Below are 14,569 nucleotides of genomic sequence, written 5' to 3'. Positions count from 1 at the left end.
TTTATCGCCATTGGTCGTGGCCCTCTTCACTGTGCATGACCGGCTGTTCGGTGCGCCGGTCGTTTTGCTCCGTAACAGGATTGGGCGACGCGGCTTCGCGCTGTTCCCGTTCCTTCACCATCCGTGCAACTACCTGTTTTGATGCGTAGATCTCGATCTTGCCGTTCCGACGACCCTTTGTGATCAAGTTTTCCTTCGCCGCCCGGCGCAAGGCCGTCGAAATCGCGTTGTCCACGTTTTCCCAGATCAGCTCTACGTCCGCGCGGGGAAACTTGGCGAAGAAGGCAGCCTTGAACTCGTTCCGACTTACGGTTGTGTCGATTTCGTTAAGTACGTCAACCACCATTTCGGTGGAGCGGAGTCGATGCCCGTCACCACGCAGATATTCCGCGACAGGCGAATCCGGTGGCAATACTGCGGTATCTGGTTCGTCACCAACCATGGTCGAAAGCACATCGGGTCCTGGGGCGGCTTCTTCTGGCGTATCCGGCGTATCCGGCGTGTCGTTCCTGACGGAGTCGGGCTCGGTCTCGGTACCGTCGGTGAGTAGCTCCAGTTTTTGGATCGCATCGCCGAGGCGGTCTCGACGGGTTTGCACAGTCTCCAGTCGGACCCGCAGCTCCTCGACTTCAGACCCCACGTGGTCGTACTCACGTCGAAGTTCAATAAGAACTTGCTCGACGCTCGTTGCGTTCATACTGAGCACAGTACACGAGTTCGTAGACGAGTTGCGTATGCGTGCCGACGTGTCGCGTGCGATCCAATTATGTAGGCAAGCTACACGTAACCGTAACGCGAAACGCGTGTGACTCTTGTGAGAGCTGTGGTTTACTACGCAAACATCGCCGTCGGTGGTGAGGCAACGGCCAGCCTGCTGTTCCTGCCTGGTGGCGTCGCCTGCGCACGGTATTGGGTGGTTGTCATTGGCCGGCCAGCATTCAGGGGTAAGTGGTGACCTGGCGGCACTTCCGAGTGACCACATCGCACTGCACTGGGTTCGTAGTCCAGCCACCACAGATGCCCGGTGTGCCCGAGGTCGGCATGCTCCGCCCGCTACGGAGCCTGGCGGAATGCCGAACTGCCGATGCCGCGCGGCGAATGATCAAACCGCGTCTTGGGAGGGCTGGTTAGCACTCACAGCCGATGCCATCGCCGTCGCGGTCGAGTTTGGACTGGTATTTATCGGATGTTGCCGGAATGTCGCAGTCTCCGTTTGCCCTTGCTTCGGTGCAGTTGCGGTACGGGACTTCGGCGTGGGCCGCGGGCATGGACGGGATCGTCAGGGTGGACAAGCCGGCCCCGAACGCTAGAGCGAACAACAGTGCACGGATCATTCAAGACCTCCCGGGCATGACTTCGGCAAGAGCTGAGCCGAGGTTAGTTCCCTTCCAGCCGAGCCGCCTCGGGTTTCGGGGATCTCTTCCCGCGGCCGTCCTGTCTGGCGAGACCCCGGTGCCTCCATACCCGCCCAGCTGGTTTTTTGCAAGATCATGTGACCAGAAAACTGGAATTCGCCCGTAGAGATTTCTTAGTTTCTTATTCAATGCTAATTGCGATACAGATCACAAGTTAGCCTAGAGGGGCATAACAGCCCCTCACGCGCAGCGCAATACATTGCTGGCGATGTCCAGAGGCAGGAGCTTCGCCCACCGCGACCCAAGGTCCGCTGGATTAACCTGCGACGTCAATCACAATACTTACGTCATTTTCCTTTTACCCGGAATTCACCGCTAGGATCGACCGAACACCTCGTCCTGGCACCCCGGTCGTACTGGCCAAGCTGCGGCAGCTACGCGGGCGTGTGTGCAAAGACGATACGAAACGTGATCGATGGGAGCGATGTGGACGACGTGGTGGCTTACGGATTGCCCGGCCCGAGGACTCGCACCATCGACACCGTCACGCTGGGGCGCGGCCCGATCGGTGGCCTCGCGGTCACCGCGGACGGCAGCCGGCTGCTGGCCACCAACTACGGCGACGACACCGTCTCGGTGATCGACACCGCCAGCGGCACCGTCGTGGCCACCGTGTTCCACACTGACGAGCCGTTCTCGGTCGCCGTCGGCCCCGCCGGTACCGCTCGGGCCTACGTCACCGCCGGCTCCATGGCGCTCGATGCCGTACTGGCGATCGACGTCGACTCCGCCGAGGTCACCGGGTGTTACCCGGTGGCCCTGGGCATCGGTGAGCTGGTCGCCGACCCGATGGGCAGCCGCGTCTACGTCACCCGTACCGGTTCGGCCGGCGTCGAGGTGCTCGCGCTCGATGCCACCATGAGTCCCGCCGGCGTCGCCCAGGTGTCCAGCAGTCCCGTGGCCAGCGCAGCCGGCCTGCGGATCAGCCCCGACGGCCGGCGGCTGTACGTGGCGGTCCGCCAGCCCGCCGGCGACACCGTCACCGTCTTGGACCGCGAACTCAATGTCGTCGACGTCATCAAGGTCGGCTCGACCGTCGTCGACGTGGCCGTCAGCCCGGACGGTGCCCGGCTGTTCGTGGCGACTTGCGGGTCTGATGGTCGCGGGGCGGTGCACGCCATCGACACCCGCACCCACGCAGTCGGCGCCGGGTTCGTCGTCGACACTCAGCTGATCCAGCTGATCGTGAGCCGCGACGGCGAGCGCGCCTACCTGGTGACCGCGGCCGGTGTGCTGGTGCTGTGCGCTCGCACCAACGAGGCCCTCGGCACGCTGACCGCGACCACGGCGCCGGCCTGCGCGGTGGAGAGCCCGGATGGCAGCCGGCTGTACATCGCCGGCTTCGATGGCGCGGTGACCGTCGCCTCGCTGGCCGGCCTGCCGTCGCCGTCGGCGTCGCTGCACGAGCAACTGGCGCTCGACGACGCCGTCAAGCGGATGCTTCAGCTCGAACCCGCCTTGTAGCCCCCGTCACACGGCCCGCGTCGGCATGGTCGAATATGTCGATGCGCAGCACAATGCAGAACTGGCCGTTGACGATCGGTGCCATCCTGCACCACGCCACCGGCATTCACGGGGCCCGCACCGTGACGACCATGACCGACGACGGTTTTCGCAGCACCACCTACCGCGAGCTGGGCGGCCAGGTGGCGCGGCTGGCCAATGGCCTACGGCGGCTCGGCATCAGCGGCGACCAGCGGGTTGCCACGTTCATGTGGAACAACACCGAGCACCTGGCCGCTTACCTGGCGGTGCCGGCGATGGGTGCGGTGCTGCACACGCTCAACATCCGGCTGTTCGCCGAGCAGATCGTGTTCGTCGCCAACGAGGCCGAGGATCGGGTGATCCTGGTCGACGTCTCGCTGGCCGGACTGCTGGCGCCGGTGTTGGCGCAGCTCGACACCGTGCACACCGTGATCGCGGTCGGCGAGGGCGACATCGCGGCGCTGGAGGCCTCCGGTAAGACCGTGCTGCGCTACTCCGACGTGCTGGCGGCCGAGTCCGACGAGTTCGACTGGCCGGTCGTCGACGAGAATTCGGCGGCCGCCATGTGCTACACCAGCGGCACCACCGGCAACCCCAAGGGCGTGGTGTACAGCCACCGGTCCAGCTACCTGCACACCATGGCGGGATGCACCACGAACGGCATCGGAGTCGGCTCAAGCGACTGCGTCCTGCCGATCGTGCCGATGTTTCACGCCAACGCGTGGGGGCTGCCTTATTCGGCGCTGATGGCCGGTGCGGATCTGGCGATGCCCGACCGGCATCTGGACGCCGCGTCGCTGGTCGCCCTCATCGAAACGCAGCGACCCACGGTGGCCGGCGCGGTGCCGACGATCTGGAACGACGTCATGCACTACTTGGATCGCGAACCCGGCCATGACATCTCGTCGCTGCGGCTGGTGGCGTGCGGCGGTTCGGCGGTCCCGGTGTCGCTGATGCGCGCGTTCGAAGAGCGCTACGGCGTGCAGGTGCGGCAACTGTGGGGCATGACCGAGACTTCGCCGCTGGCCACCATGGCCTGGCCACCGCCGGGCACCCCGCCCGAGGAGCGCTGGTCGCTGCGCGGCACCCAAGGGCAGCCGGTGTGCGGGGTCGAGGCACGCATCGTCGACGACGACGGCGCGGTGCTGCCCAACGACGGGGAAGCGGTCGGCGAGCTGGAGGTGCGGGGCCCGTGGATCACCGGCGCCTACTACCGCGGCCAGGACGAGTCCAAGTTCTCCTCGGGCTGGCTGCGCACCGGCGATGTGGGCCGCATCGACGCCCAAGGCTTCATCACCTTGACCGACCGGGCCAAGGACGTGATCAAGTCCGGTGGGGAGTGGATCTCCTCGGTGGAGCTGGAGAACGAACTGATCGGCCACCCGGACGTGGTCGAAGCCGCTGTGGTGGGGGTGCCCGACGAACGCTGGCAGGAACGACCGCTGGCCGTCGTGGTGGCACGCGACGGCGCCTCGGTGAGCGCGGCCGAACTGCGAAGCTTCTTGTCCGACAAGGTCGCCCGCTGGTGGCTGCCGGAGCGCTGGACATTCGTCGAGGACATTCCGCGTACCAGCGTCGGCAAATACGACAAAAAGACCATCCGGGCCCGATACTCCGAAGATCAATACCAGGTGAGCGAGGTGCGTGACTGATGAGACTGCGGGTGATCCAGTGGGCGACCGGATCGGTGGGGGTGGCCGCGATCAAGGGTGTGCTCGAGCATCCCGACCTCGAATTGGTCGGCTGCTGGGTGCACTCGAAAGCCAAGAGCGGCAAGGACGTCGGCGAGATCATCGGCGCCGAGCCACTGGGCGTGACGGCCACCGACAGCGTTGAGGAGATCTTGGCGCTCGATGCCGACGCGGTGATCTATGCGCCCCTGCTGCCCAACCCCGATGAGGTCGCCGCGCTGCTGCGTTCCGGCAAGAACGTCGTCACCCCGGTCGGCTGGTTCTACCCGTCCGAGAAGGAGGTGGGACCGTTGGAGGCTGCGGCGCGCGAAGGTGGCGTGACCCTGCACGGCGCCGGTATCGGGCCGGGCGCGGCCTTCGAGCTGTTCCCGCTGCTGCTGTCGGTGATGTCCACCGGCGTGACATTCATTCGCGGCGAAGAGTATTCGGATCTGCGCACTTATGACGCGCCGGACGTGCTGCGCCATGTGATGGGATTCGGCGGCACCCCGGACCAGGCGTTGAGCGGCCCGATGCAGAAGCTGCTCGACGGCGGGTTCCGCCAATCGGTACGCCTGTGCGTCGACCGATTGGGCTTCGCCGCCGACGAGCACGTCCGCTCATCCCAGGAGGTCGCGGTGGCCACCGCGCCGATCGACTCGCCGATCGGTTCCATCGAACCCGGCCAGGTGGCCGGGCGCCGGTTCCACTGGGAGGCGACCGTCGGCGACGAGGTGGTGGCTCGGGTCACGGTCAACTGGCAGATGGGCCAGGAGAACCTCGACCCGCCATGGACGTTCGGTCCGGCAGGCGAGCGCTACGAGATGGAGGTGCGGGGAAACCCCGACACGTTCGTCACCGTCAAGGGCTGGCAGCCCGAGACCGTCGAGGAGGGCCTGATCAGCAACCCTGGTGTCGTGGCGACCGCGGCGCACTGCGTCAACGCGATTCCGGCGACCTGTGCGGCCCCGGCCGGGTTCGCCGGGTTCTTCGACCTGCCGCTGATCACCGGGCGGGCCGCCCCGCGACTGGCGCGCTGAACGCTAACCTCGAACAGTGGCCTTCACCGTCGAGCAATCCCGCGTGATAGCGGTGGCCGTCGAGGACGCGTTCGACGGCACCCTGCCGCTGCCGCTGCCGCAGCTGTTTCGGCACTGGTACGGGCCGATTCCCCCGATCAAAGAAGTGCTGGGCCAGACCGGGGCATGGGAGACGGTCGGCCAGACCCGGCTCGTGCGGCTGACCGGCGGGGGCAGCATGCGCGAGGAGCTGACCAGCGTCGACCCTCCGCGCTCGTTCGGCTACTGGCTGACCGAGATCAAAGGCCCGTTGGCGCCGCTGGTTCAGTTGGTCGAGGGCCGATGGCAGTTCACTCCCACCGCGGCGGGCACCACGGTCACCTGGCGGTGGGTCATCCACCCGAGATCCGCGCCGGCCGCAGTCGCGATGCCGGTGCTCGGGCGACTGTGGAAGGGCTACGCCCGGCGGGCCCTGGCGCAGTTGGCCACGCTGCTGGAGGGCTGAGGCACCCATGTGCCGCCTGTTCGGACTGCACGCCGGCACCGATGCCGTCGCGGCCACGTTCTGGTTGCTCAACGCCCCGGACAACCTCGCCGCCCAGAGCCGGCGCAACCCCGACGGCACCGGGCTGGGCGTGTTCGGCCGCGACGGTCGCCCGCAGTTGCACAAAGAACCCGTCGCCGCCTGGCAGGACAGCGATTTCGCCACGGAGGCACACGAACTGACCGGCACCACCTTCGTCGCGCACGTGCGGTACGCCACCACCGGCGCCCGCGACGTCGCCAACACCCACCCGTTCCTGCAGGATGGCCGGATCTTCGCCCACAACGGCGTGCTGCGCGGCCTCGATGTCATCGAGGACCGACTCCGCGAGCTGGGCACCGCCGATATGGTTGTCGGACAGACTGATTCCGAGCGTGTCTTCGCGCTGATCACCGCCGCGGTCCGGGCGCACGACGGCGACGTCGGCGCGGGCCTGCGCGACGCGGTCGGTTGGCTGGCGGCCCACGTGCCGATCTACGCGCTCAACATCCTGCTGGCCACCGCCACCGACATGTGGGCGCTGCGCTATCCCGACACCCACCAGCTGCACCTGCTGGACCGCCGCGACGGCGCCGAGCCGTTCGGGGTGGACCTGTACACCCAGCGCATCCGGGCACAGTCCGAACAGCTGCGTGGCCGGCCGGCGGTGGTTTTCGCCAGCGAGCCGATGGACACCGATCCGCGCTGGCGGCTGCTCGCCCCGGGCGAACTGGTCCACGTCGACGCCGGGCTGCAGCTGCGCACCGAGCTGGCCTTCCCCGATCCGCCCTCCCGGCAACTGCGCCGGGAGGAACTGACCGCTGCTACGCAGGAGGCTCAACACCCGTGGTTGTGACAGGCAAGCGAGCCCTGGTGCTGGCCGGCGGGGGAGTGGCGGGCATCGCCTGGGAGACCGGCGTGCTGTGCGGGATCGCAGACGAGTCGCCGTCCACCGCAGCGGCGCTGCTGGAATCCGATGTGCTGGTCGGCACCTCGGCCGGTTCGGCGGTGAGCGCACAGATCGGTAGCGGAATGAGCTTTGAGGAGCTGTTCGCCCGTCAGGTGGCCGAGTCCTCGCCCGAACTCGACCCCGGGATCGGAGGCGAGGAGATCGCGGAGCTGTTCCTGGCCGCCATGACCAGACCGAACACCACTGCCGCGCAGAAGATGCAGAGCATCGGTGCGGTGGCGCTGTCCGCCGAGACGGTCCCGGTCGCGGTGCGCCGGCGCGTGATCGAGCGTCGGCTGCCGTCGCATCGCTGGCCGGATCGTTGTCTGCGCATCACCGCGATCGATATCGACACCGGTGAGCTGATGGTGTTCGAGCGGGACTCAGGCGTGGATCTCGTCGACGCGGTGGCGGCCAGCTGCGCGGTGCCGGGGGTCTGGCCGCCGGTCGTGATCGACGGGCGGCGCTACATGGACGGCGGAATGCGCAGCACGGTCAACCTCGACGTCGCCGACGATTGCGATGTGGCCGTAGTTCTGGTGCCGTCCGGGGAATCGGCGCCGTCGCCGTTCAGTGCCGGTGCGGCCGCCGAGATCGCGGGCTTCGGCGGGCGTGCCTACCCGGTGTTCGCCGACGGCGCGGCGTTGCGGGCCTTCGGCAGCAACCCGCTGGACCCGGCCTGCCGGGTGCCGTCGGCGTGGGCCGGACGCGAGCAGGGCCGCCAACATGCCGCCGCGCTCGCCGAATACCTTGATTAGTCCGGTCTCTCGGAATCGAGGGCCTGGGCGGTCAGCTTGCGGCCGATGTCGATTATCTCTGTGGCGCAATGGAAGTCCAGGCTTCGGCAGGTCGTGCGGGGCACCTCGATCAAGAGATCCGGCGGGTGTGTGGCCAGATGGTGGCGGGTCAGCGCCGCCTGGGCGATATCGATAGTGCGGTTCATCACCTCAAAGCTGCCGAGCTTGGGAACCTCCGGCTCGGACTCGGTCTCGCCGTCGGATTCGGTCTCGCCGTTGCCGAAACGGCCGAACAACGCGTGGGCCGCGTTGCTGTCCATCAGCGCAGAGGTGCTCTGCAGCATTCGCGTCAGCCACGCCGGCGTCGAGCCCCGGCTCGCCTCCGCGTCGGTGTCCTCGCAGTCCTCGGGCGCGAGGATGTCGGCGGCGTTGGCGCCGCTCAGGTTGACCGCGACGGTCAGATCGGCGTTGACGGCGGCGATCGGTCCCATCGGCACCGGATCGAGGATTCCCCCGTCGGCCAGCAGCCGCCCTTCGACGACGTGCGGGGAGATCACGCCGGGGATGGCGATGGACGCCCGGATCGCCGCGTGCAGCGGTCCGCGCTGCAGCCACACCGATCGTCCCGAGATGAGATCCGTCGTCACCGCGGTATAGGGGATCGGCAGTTCCTCGATGTTGATGTCGCCGACGATGTCGCGGACGACATCGAGGATCTTCCCGGCGCGCAGCACCCCCGCCGCGGTGAAGGTCGGATCCAACAACCGCAGCACCGCACCCTGCGTCAGCGTCTGGGCCCAGTCGGCGAATTCATGCAGCCGGCCGGCCGCCTGCAGACCGCCGACCAGCGCGCCCATCGACGAGCCGGATATGCCGACAATCTCGTAGCCGCGCGCGGTCAGTTCGTCGATAACCCCGATATGGGCGTAGCCGCGGGCGCCGCCGCTGCCGAGCGTCAGTGCCACCCGCTTGGAAGCAGAAGATGTCACGGCCTCCATTGTGACGGGCGGGCCACCGGCGAGTTTTTCGCACGGCTGATTAAAACCCATGCGGTTCGCTCATCACGGACATCATCGCTGGTCAGGGCGGTCGCCGTTGGCGGGGTAGGAGCCGGCGACGCGGAACTGACGCTGCCTGGCGATGTAGTGTGAGTCGCGTGATGGAGCACGTCGGATTCCAGGGCTGTTGTTGCCGCAGCTGAACGCTGCCGCCGACCCCTGTCTTGAATCCACCCCATCCGTTCTGGAGTTTTCCCCATGGTTATCGCTGATCCCATCGCGTTGCGGCCTTCGGCCTCCCGGCCCCGCTCGCTGCGCCTGCCCGACCTCCTGCAAACCACCGACCTGGCCGCCGACGCGGTGCTCGACGGGCGCTACCAGCACCTGCTGCCGGCATCCGGCCTGCCCACCGACAGCCGCTGGTTCACCCGGATCCACGGCGACGAGCGGCTCGACATCTGGCTGATCAGCTGGGCGCCCGGCCACGCCACCGAACTGCACGACCACGGCGACTCGCTCGGCGCGCTGACGGTGCTTTCCGGCTCACTGGACGAATTCCATTGGGACGGCGAACAGTTGGCGCAGCGTCGGCTCAATGCCGGCGACCAGGCCTCGTTTTCGCGTGGCTGGGTGCATGACGTCGTCTGGGCGCCGTCCGATCCCGGGCCGACGCTGAGCGTGCACGCCTACTCGCCGCCGCTGGTGCAGATGTCCTACTACGACGTCGCGGACGACAACACCTTGCGCCGGCAACGCACCGAGCTCACCGAACACCCGGAGGCATCGTGACCACCACCCAGCTGGCCAGTCGTATCGACGGGATGCTCGCCGCGGCGCGGGCGCGGCTGAACCGGATGACCGCCGAGCAGGTGCCCGCGGCGCTGCGCAACGGCGCGATTCTGGTCGACATCCGGCCGGCGGCCCAGCGCGCGCAGGAGGGCCAGGTGCCCGCCGCTTTGGTGATCGAGCGCAATGTGCTGGAGTGGCGCTGCGACCCGACCAGCGAGGCCCGGCTGCCGCAGGCGGTCGGCGACGACGTGCAGTGGGTGATCCTGTGCTCGGAGGGCTACACCTCGAGCCTGGCCGCGGCCGCGCTGGTGGACCTGGGCTTGCATCGCGCCACCGACGTCATCGGCGGGTATCACGCCCTGGTCGCCGCCGGTGCGCTGGTGGAGTCGAAACCATCACGCGTTCGAGTGCAGCAGCGGTCGGAGCCGCTCGGTTTTGTCTGCGGTCCACCCCGCTGGATGTAATATCGCCGCCCAGGCATCGGCGACGTCGGCGACGTAGCGGTGGCCGTACCCGTCGGGCACGTCGACAGCCACTGCCATGTCGGCGGAGACCTGCAGGAACGTCACGATCGGTTTCCACTGCACCTGCGGCAGCACGTCGTAGCCGCGTGGCTCGGACAACCAATCCGGTTTGTGGAACAGCAGGTCCGGGTTCCACCAGGCGATCGGGTCCGAGGCGTGCTGCAGGTACACCACGCGCGGGGTGCTCCAGGGGGCGTCCGGGCGCGCCAGATCGCCGCCGCGGGCGACGAACCGAGCGTTGCGGCCGTCGTCGTAGGTCGGAAGCCATTGCGGGGAACCGGGATCGCGGCTGATCGTCAAGTCTTTCCAGATGGTGTTCTGAAACGTCGGGCCGGAGAACAACGCACCGTCGGTGCGCGCCAGCACATTGTTGAGGCTCATGAACGGGGCCTCGCCGCCGAACGAGCCGAGACTCTCGCCGAACACCACCAGCTTGGGGCGCCCGGACTCCGGCATGGCCCGCACCTGTTTGTCGACCGCCTCGAACAATGCCTGTCCGGCCTGGCGGGCGCTCTCCCTGTCGACCAGGAAGGACAGCCAGCTGGGCAAAAACGAATACTGCATGCTCACGATCGCGGTGTCGCCGTTGAACATGTACTCCAGGGCGGAGGCCTCCGCCTCGTTGATCCAGCCGGTGCCGGTCGTGGTCGCCACGGCCACCACGGCGCGGTTCAGCCCACCGGTGCGGGCCAGTTCCGCTGCGGCCAGTTCGGCTGTCGCGCTGATTCCTTCGGCGGAATTCAGTCCGGCGTAGGCCCGGATCGGCTCGGTCGCCGGTGTGGCGTTGAATGCGGTGAGCTGCGCGACGCTCGGTCCGCCGGCCACGAAGATGCGGCCCTGATGGCCCAGCGTCTCCCAGGAGGCCAGTGATTCGGGACCCCCGGACCGCAGCCGGCTCGTCGGAGCCGCCCGGTCGGGATCCATCTCTTCATTGACCGCCGCGAAGGTGTTGTTCAGCGCGCGCATGCTGAACTTCACCACCACGCCGTTGAGCAGCGCGATGGTCAATCCGACCAGCAGCGCCACCACAACGACCACGGAAACCCGCGCCGGGGCAATGCGATTCAGCTGACGCACACCGGTCCGGACCAGTATGCGCAGCAGTTGGCCCAGTTCCACCAGCACGAACAGTGTCAGCACCGCCAGTCCGGCCGCCATCGGGAAGCAGTGCCAGGCCAGTTGCGGCACACCCATCAGCGAGCGGACCTGCCACTGCCAGTCGTGGAAGCGGACGATCATCACCACGTGGGTGACGACGGCGACCGGGATCAGCACCGCCCAGGCCCAACCCGGCGCCGGTGGGCTGGTGTCCTTGGAACGCATGTATCGCACCAGCCACACGATCAGTACCCCGAGCCCGTAACCGGCGGCGCCGGATGCGCCGCTGACCAGACCCTGGAACAGCGGCCCGCGGGGCAGCAGGGACGGCGTCATCGACAGCCAGATGAACACCAGTCCGGTGGCGGTGCCGGTGAATGTGTAGTGCCTGATCCACCAAGGCGTTTCGGCCGACCGGGCCATCGGCTAGCGGTGGGTGAAATTCGGTGTGCGCTTCTCGGTGAACGCCGCCATGCCCTCGGTCTGGTCGTCGGTGGCGAACGCCGAATGGAAGAGCCGGCGCTCGTAGAGCAGTCCCTCGGCCAGGGTGGATTCGAATGCCCGGTTGACGGCTTCCTTGGCCATCCGGGCCGCCGACAGGCTCATTCCCGCGATGGTGGCAGCGACCTTTCCGGCCTCGGCCAACAGGTCATCGGCGGGGACCACCCGGGAGACCAGGCCGCTGCGTTCGGCCTCGGCGGCATCGATGGTGCGGCCGGTCAGGATCAAATCCATCGCTTTGGCCTTGCCGATGGCGCGGGTCAGTCGCTGAGAGCCGCCCATACCCGGCAGCACGCCGAGCTTGATCTCCGGCTGGCCGAACTTCGCGGTGTCGGCGGCGATCAGCAGGTCGCACATCATCGCCAGTTCGCAACCGCCGCCCAGCGCGTGCCCGGCCACCGCGGCGATGGTCGGGGTGCGGACCGCGGCCAGCTTCGACCAGGCGGCGAAGAAGTCGGCGGCGAACACCTCGGCGAAGCTCAGATCGGCCATCTCCTTGATGTCCGCACCGGCGGCGAACGCCTTGGCGCTGCCGGTGATGATGATCGCGCCGATGCCCGGGTCGGCGTCGAATTCGGCTGCCGCGGTGGTGACTTCGGTCATCACTTGGCTGTTGAGGGCGTTGAGTGCCTGCGGCCGGTTCAGCGTGATGGTTCCGACGCGTCCGTCACGGTCGACCAGGATGGTCTCGTAGCTCATGGGGTTCTCCTTAAAAAGCTAGATCGGGTTCGGCTGGGGCGAAATAGGTTTCGATGTCGGCGGCGCTCACCTCGGCCAGGGTGGCCGGTGACCACTGCGGGTTGCGGTCCTTGTCGACCAGTTGGGCGCGGATGCCCTCCACCAGGTCGTGGGAACGCAGCGAGGCGGTCGACACCCGGAACTCCTGGACCAGAACGTCTTCCAGTGTGGCCAGCTCACCCGCCCGGCGCACCGATTCCAGCGTCACCGAGCAGGCGATCGGCGAGCGGGTGCCGATCAGGTCGGCGGCGGCATTGGCGGCCGGGTTGGAATGGCCGGCCAGCGCCGCCACGATCTCGGCGACCGTGTCGTGCGCATAGCACTCGTCGATCCAGTCGCGGTCTGCGGCAAGCGGGCTCGGCGGCGGCTCGACCGCATGGGCGGCCAGCGCGGCCTCCACCCCGTCGGCGATCACCGCCGAAGTGAACTCACCCAATCGGTCATGCGGAACGAAGTGGTCGGCGAAGCCCAGCGCGATGGCATCGGCCCCGGAGAACGGTGCCCCGGTCAGCGCCGCGTGCAGACCCAGGTGGCCCGGTGCGCGCGACAACAGGTAGGTGCCGCCGACGTCGGGAATGAAGCCGATACCCACTTCGGGCATGGCCATCTTCGTGGTGTCGGTGACCACCCGGGTGTTGGCGTGCGCGCCGACCCCGACGCCGCCGCCCATCACGATGCCGTCCATCAGCGACACGTACGGCTTGGGAAACTCGCCGATCTGGGCATTGAGCAGATACTCGTCGTGCCAGAAGCGCCGCGCGTCGGCGCCGTCGGCTTTGGCGCTGTGATAGATCGCGACCACGTCACCGCCGGCGCACAGGCCGCGCTCGCCGGCCCCGGCCAGCACCACCGCGCTGACCGCCGGGTCATCGGCCCACGCGGAAAGGGTCGCGGTCATCGCGGTCACCATCGGCAGGTTCAGGGAGTTGATCGCCTGCGGACGGTTGAGCGTCAGCACCCCGACCCCGCGCTCGACGTGGGCCACTACCTCGTCAGATTCACCTGTCACGCCTTCGCAATGTAGATCCCTTCCCGCTGTCGCTGATCCGCGGGTAAGGTTTGGCGGAAGAACGGCCCGGATGTTGGGAACCCCGGCGGATCCTGGATCGTTGATCAAGTTGTTCGCACAACTTTCGTGTCAGAGCACAAGACAGCATTAGAGAGGATCGGGAAGGTGCGGGAAACCAGCAACCCGGTATTTCGTTCGTTGCCCAAACAGGGCGGTTACGCGCAGTTCGGAACCGGCTTCGGTGCTGCCGGGGCAACGCAGCAGATGAGCCAGGGTTACCCCGGTCTGCAGAGCCCGCAGACCGACTACCGGCGGGAAGTCAGTCGCCCGCTCACCATTGACGACGTCGTCACCAAGACCGGCATCACGCTGGGGGTGCTGAGCGTCGCCGCGATCGTGTCCTTCTTCCTGGTGTCGGCCAACCAGGCCCTGGCCGGTCCGCTGACCTTCGTCGGCGCGTTCGGCGGGCTGGCGCTGGTCATGGTGGCCATGTTCGCGCGCAAGCAGGACAGCAAGGCGCTGGTGCTCGGCTACGCGGTGCTGGAGGGGCTGTTCCTCGGCGCCATCTCCTGGGTGCTGACCGCCTTCACGGTGGGCACCGGCAACGCCGGCTCGATGATCGGACAGGCCGTGATGGGCACCCTCGGGGTGTTCGGCGGCATGCTGGTGGTCTACAAGACCGGCGCCATCCGCGTCACCCCGAAGTTCACCCGGATGCTTGTTGCCGGCATGTTCGGTGTGCTGGCCCTGATGATCGGCAACCTGGTGCTGTCGCTGTTCGGCGTCGGCGGGGGTGAGGGCCTGGGCCTGCGTAGCGGCGGCACGCTGTCGATCGTGTTCTCGCTGGTCTGCATCGGCATCGCCGCGTTCAGCTTCCTGATCGACTTCGACGCGGCGGATCAGCTGATCCGGGCCGGTGCGCCGGAGAAGGCGGCCTGGGGTATCGCCCTCGGTCTGACCGTGACGCTGGTCTGGCTGTACCTGGAGATCCTGCGTCTGCTCAGCTACTTCCAGAACGAGTGACCTTCCGCTTTCCCCGTTGATGCGATGAAGGGGCGGGGCCTCCGCTCCTCGTGACGTTCCCGGCGGATGCTGGGGGTGTCACTACCAGTCA

The 14,569-nt window shown here is 67.5% G+C and carries 15 protein-coding genes; 9 read left to right on the top strand and 6 right to left on the bottom strand.

The window, feature by feature from the left end; translation table 11 throughout:
• Position 1: 1 nt before the first annotated feature.
• Both A5648_RS23825 and A5648_RS17370 read right to left on the bottom strand, forming a co-directional pair.
• Complete coding sequence (locus A5648_RS23825; RefSeq protein ID WP_131810590.1) at positions 2 to 697, bottom strand: hypothetical protein; 696 nt, start codon at positions 695 to 697, stop codon at positions 2 to 4.
• Positions 698 to 1,127: 430 nt separating this feature from the next.
• The gene (locus tag A5648_RS17370; RefSeq protein WP_065025737.1) at positions 1,128 to 1,334 is read right to left on the bottom strand and encodes an excalibur calcium-binding domain-containing protein; all 207 of its coding nucleotides are present in this window, start codon (positions 1,332 to 1,334) and stop codon (positions 1,128 to 1,130) included.
• Positions 1,335 to 1,823: 489 nt separating this feature from the next.
• On the opposite strand from A5648_RS17370, the gene A5648_RS17365 reads away from it, so the two are divergent.
• Genes A5648_RS17365 through A5648_RS17340 form a run of 6 tightly spaced genes read left to right on the top strand, consistent with a single transcriptional unit; the run spans position 1,824 to position 7,819 of the window.
• A complete protein-coding gene (locus tag A5648_RS17365; RefSeq protein ID WP_234787462.1) occupies positions 1,824 to 2,879 on the top strand; it encodes a YncE family protein in 1,056 nt (351 codons plus the stop codon).
• A gap of 41 nt (positions 2,880 to 2,920) precedes the next feature.
• A complete protein-coding gene (locus tag A5648_RS17360; protein ID WP_065025860.1) occupies positions 2,921 to 4,552 on the top strand; it encodes a long-chain fatty acid--CoA ligase in 1,632 nt (543 codons plus the stop codon).
• The gene (locus tag A5648_RS17355; RefSeq protein ID WP_065025735.1) at positions 4,552 to 5,610 is read left to right on the top strand and encodes an NAD(P)H-dependent amine dehydrogenase family protein; all 1,059 of its coding nucleotides are present in this window, start codon (positions 4,552 to 4,554) and stop codon (positions 5,608 to 5,610) included. The genes A5648_RS17360 and A5648_RS17355 overlap by 1 nt, the downstream gene beginning before the upstream one ends.
• A gap of 16 nt (positions 5,611 to 5,626) precedes the next feature.
• Positions 5,627 to 6,094: an SRPBCC family protein gene (locus A5648_RS17350; RefSeq protein WP_065025734.1), complete on the top strand. Its 468-nt coding sequence runs from the start codon at positions 5,627 to 5,629 to the stop codon at positions 6,092 to 6,094.
• Positions 6,095 to 6,101: 7 nt separating this feature from the next.
• On the top strand, positions 6,102 to 6,968 hold the full coding sequence (locus A5648_RS17345; RefSeq protein WP_065025733.1) for a class II glutamine amidotransferase: 867 nt from the start codon (positions 6,102 to 6,104) through the stop codon (positions 6,966 to 6,968).
• Positions 6,965 to 7,819 carry a patatin-like phospholipase family protein gene (locus A5648_RS17340; RefSeq protein ID WP_065025732.1) on the top strand — a complete coding sequence of 285 codons (855 nt, stop codon included), beginning with the start codon at positions 6,965 to 6,967 and terminating at the stop codon, positions 7,817 to 7,819. Before A5648_RS17345 ends, A5648_RS17340 begins: the two co-directional genes overlap by 4 nt.
• Here A5648_RS17340 and A5648_RS17335 read toward each other — a convergent pair.
• Entirely contained in the window at positions 7,816 to 8,796 is a 981-nt protein-coding gene (locus tag A5648_RS17335; RefSeq protein WP_065025731.1) for a patatin-like phospholipase family protein, read from the bottom strand. The genes A5648_RS17340 and A5648_RS17335 overlap by 4 nt on opposite strands.
• 258 nt (positions 8,797 to 9,054) lie before the next feature.
• Between A5648_RS17335 and A5648_RS17330 the strand changes: the two genes are divergently transcribed.
• Both A5648_RS17330 and A5648_RS17325 read left to right on the top strand, forming a co-directional pair.
• Complete coding sequence (locus A5648_RS17330; RefSeq protein ID WP_065025730.1) at positions 9,055 to 9,585, top strand: cysteine dioxygenase; 531 nt, start codon at positions 9,055 to 9,057, stop codon at positions 9,583 to 9,585.
• 32 nt (positions 9,586 to 9,617) lie between these two features.
• The gene (locus tag A5648_RS17325; RefSeq protein ID WP_234787468.1) at positions 9,618 to 10,049 is read left to right on the top strand and encodes a rhodanese-like domain-containing protein; all 432 of its coding nucleotides are present in this window, start codon (positions 9,618 to 9,620) and stop codon (positions 10,047 to 10,049) included.
• Here the strand turns inward: A5648_RS17325 and A5648_RS17320 are convergent.
• Genes A5648_RS17320 through A5648_RS17310 form a run of 3 tightly spaced genes read right to left on the bottom strand, consistent with a single transcriptional unit; the run spans position 9,981 to position 13,455 of the window.
• Entirely contained in the window at positions 9,981 to 11,630 is a 1,650-nt protein-coding gene (locus A5648_RS17320) for an alpha/beta hydrolase (protein ID WP_065025729.1), read from the bottom strand. The genes A5648_RS17325 and A5648_RS17320 overlap by 69 nt on opposite strands.
• 3 nt (positions 11,631 to 11,633) lie before the next feature.
• Complete coding sequence (locus tag A5648_RS17315; RefSeq protein ID WP_065025728.1) at positions 11,634 to 12,407, bottom strand: enoyl-CoA hydratase; 774 nt, start codon at positions 12,405 to 12,407, stop codon at positions 11,634 to 11,636.
• A 10-nt stretch (positions 12,408 to 12,417) separates the two neighbouring features.
• Complete coding sequence (locus A5648_RS17310; protein ID WP_065025727.1) at positions 12,418 to 13,455, bottom strand: enoyl-CoA hydratase/isomerase family protein; 1,038 nt, start codon at positions 13,453 to 13,455, stop codon at positions 12,418 to 12,420.
• A gap of 165 nt (positions 13,456 to 13,620) precedes the next feature.
• Between A5648_RS17310 and A5648_RS17305 the strand changes: the two genes are divergently transcribed.
• Positions 13,621 to 14,478, top strand: coding sequence for a Bax inhibitor-1/YccA family protein (locus A5648_RS17305; protein WP_065025726.1), 858 nt, complete (start codon positions 13,621 to 13,623; stop codon positions 14,476 to 14,478).
• Positions 14,479 to 14,569: the final 91 nt, after the last annotated feature.

The sequence above is a fragment of the Mycolicibacter sinensis genome, from assembly GCF_001673565.1.
GTDB classification, from domain to species: domain Bacteria; phylum Actinomycetota; class Actinomycetes; order Mycobacteriales; family Mycobacteriaceae; genus Mycobacterium; species Mycobacterium sinense_C.
This window is presented reverse-complemented; position numbering and strand designations above follow the sequence as displayed.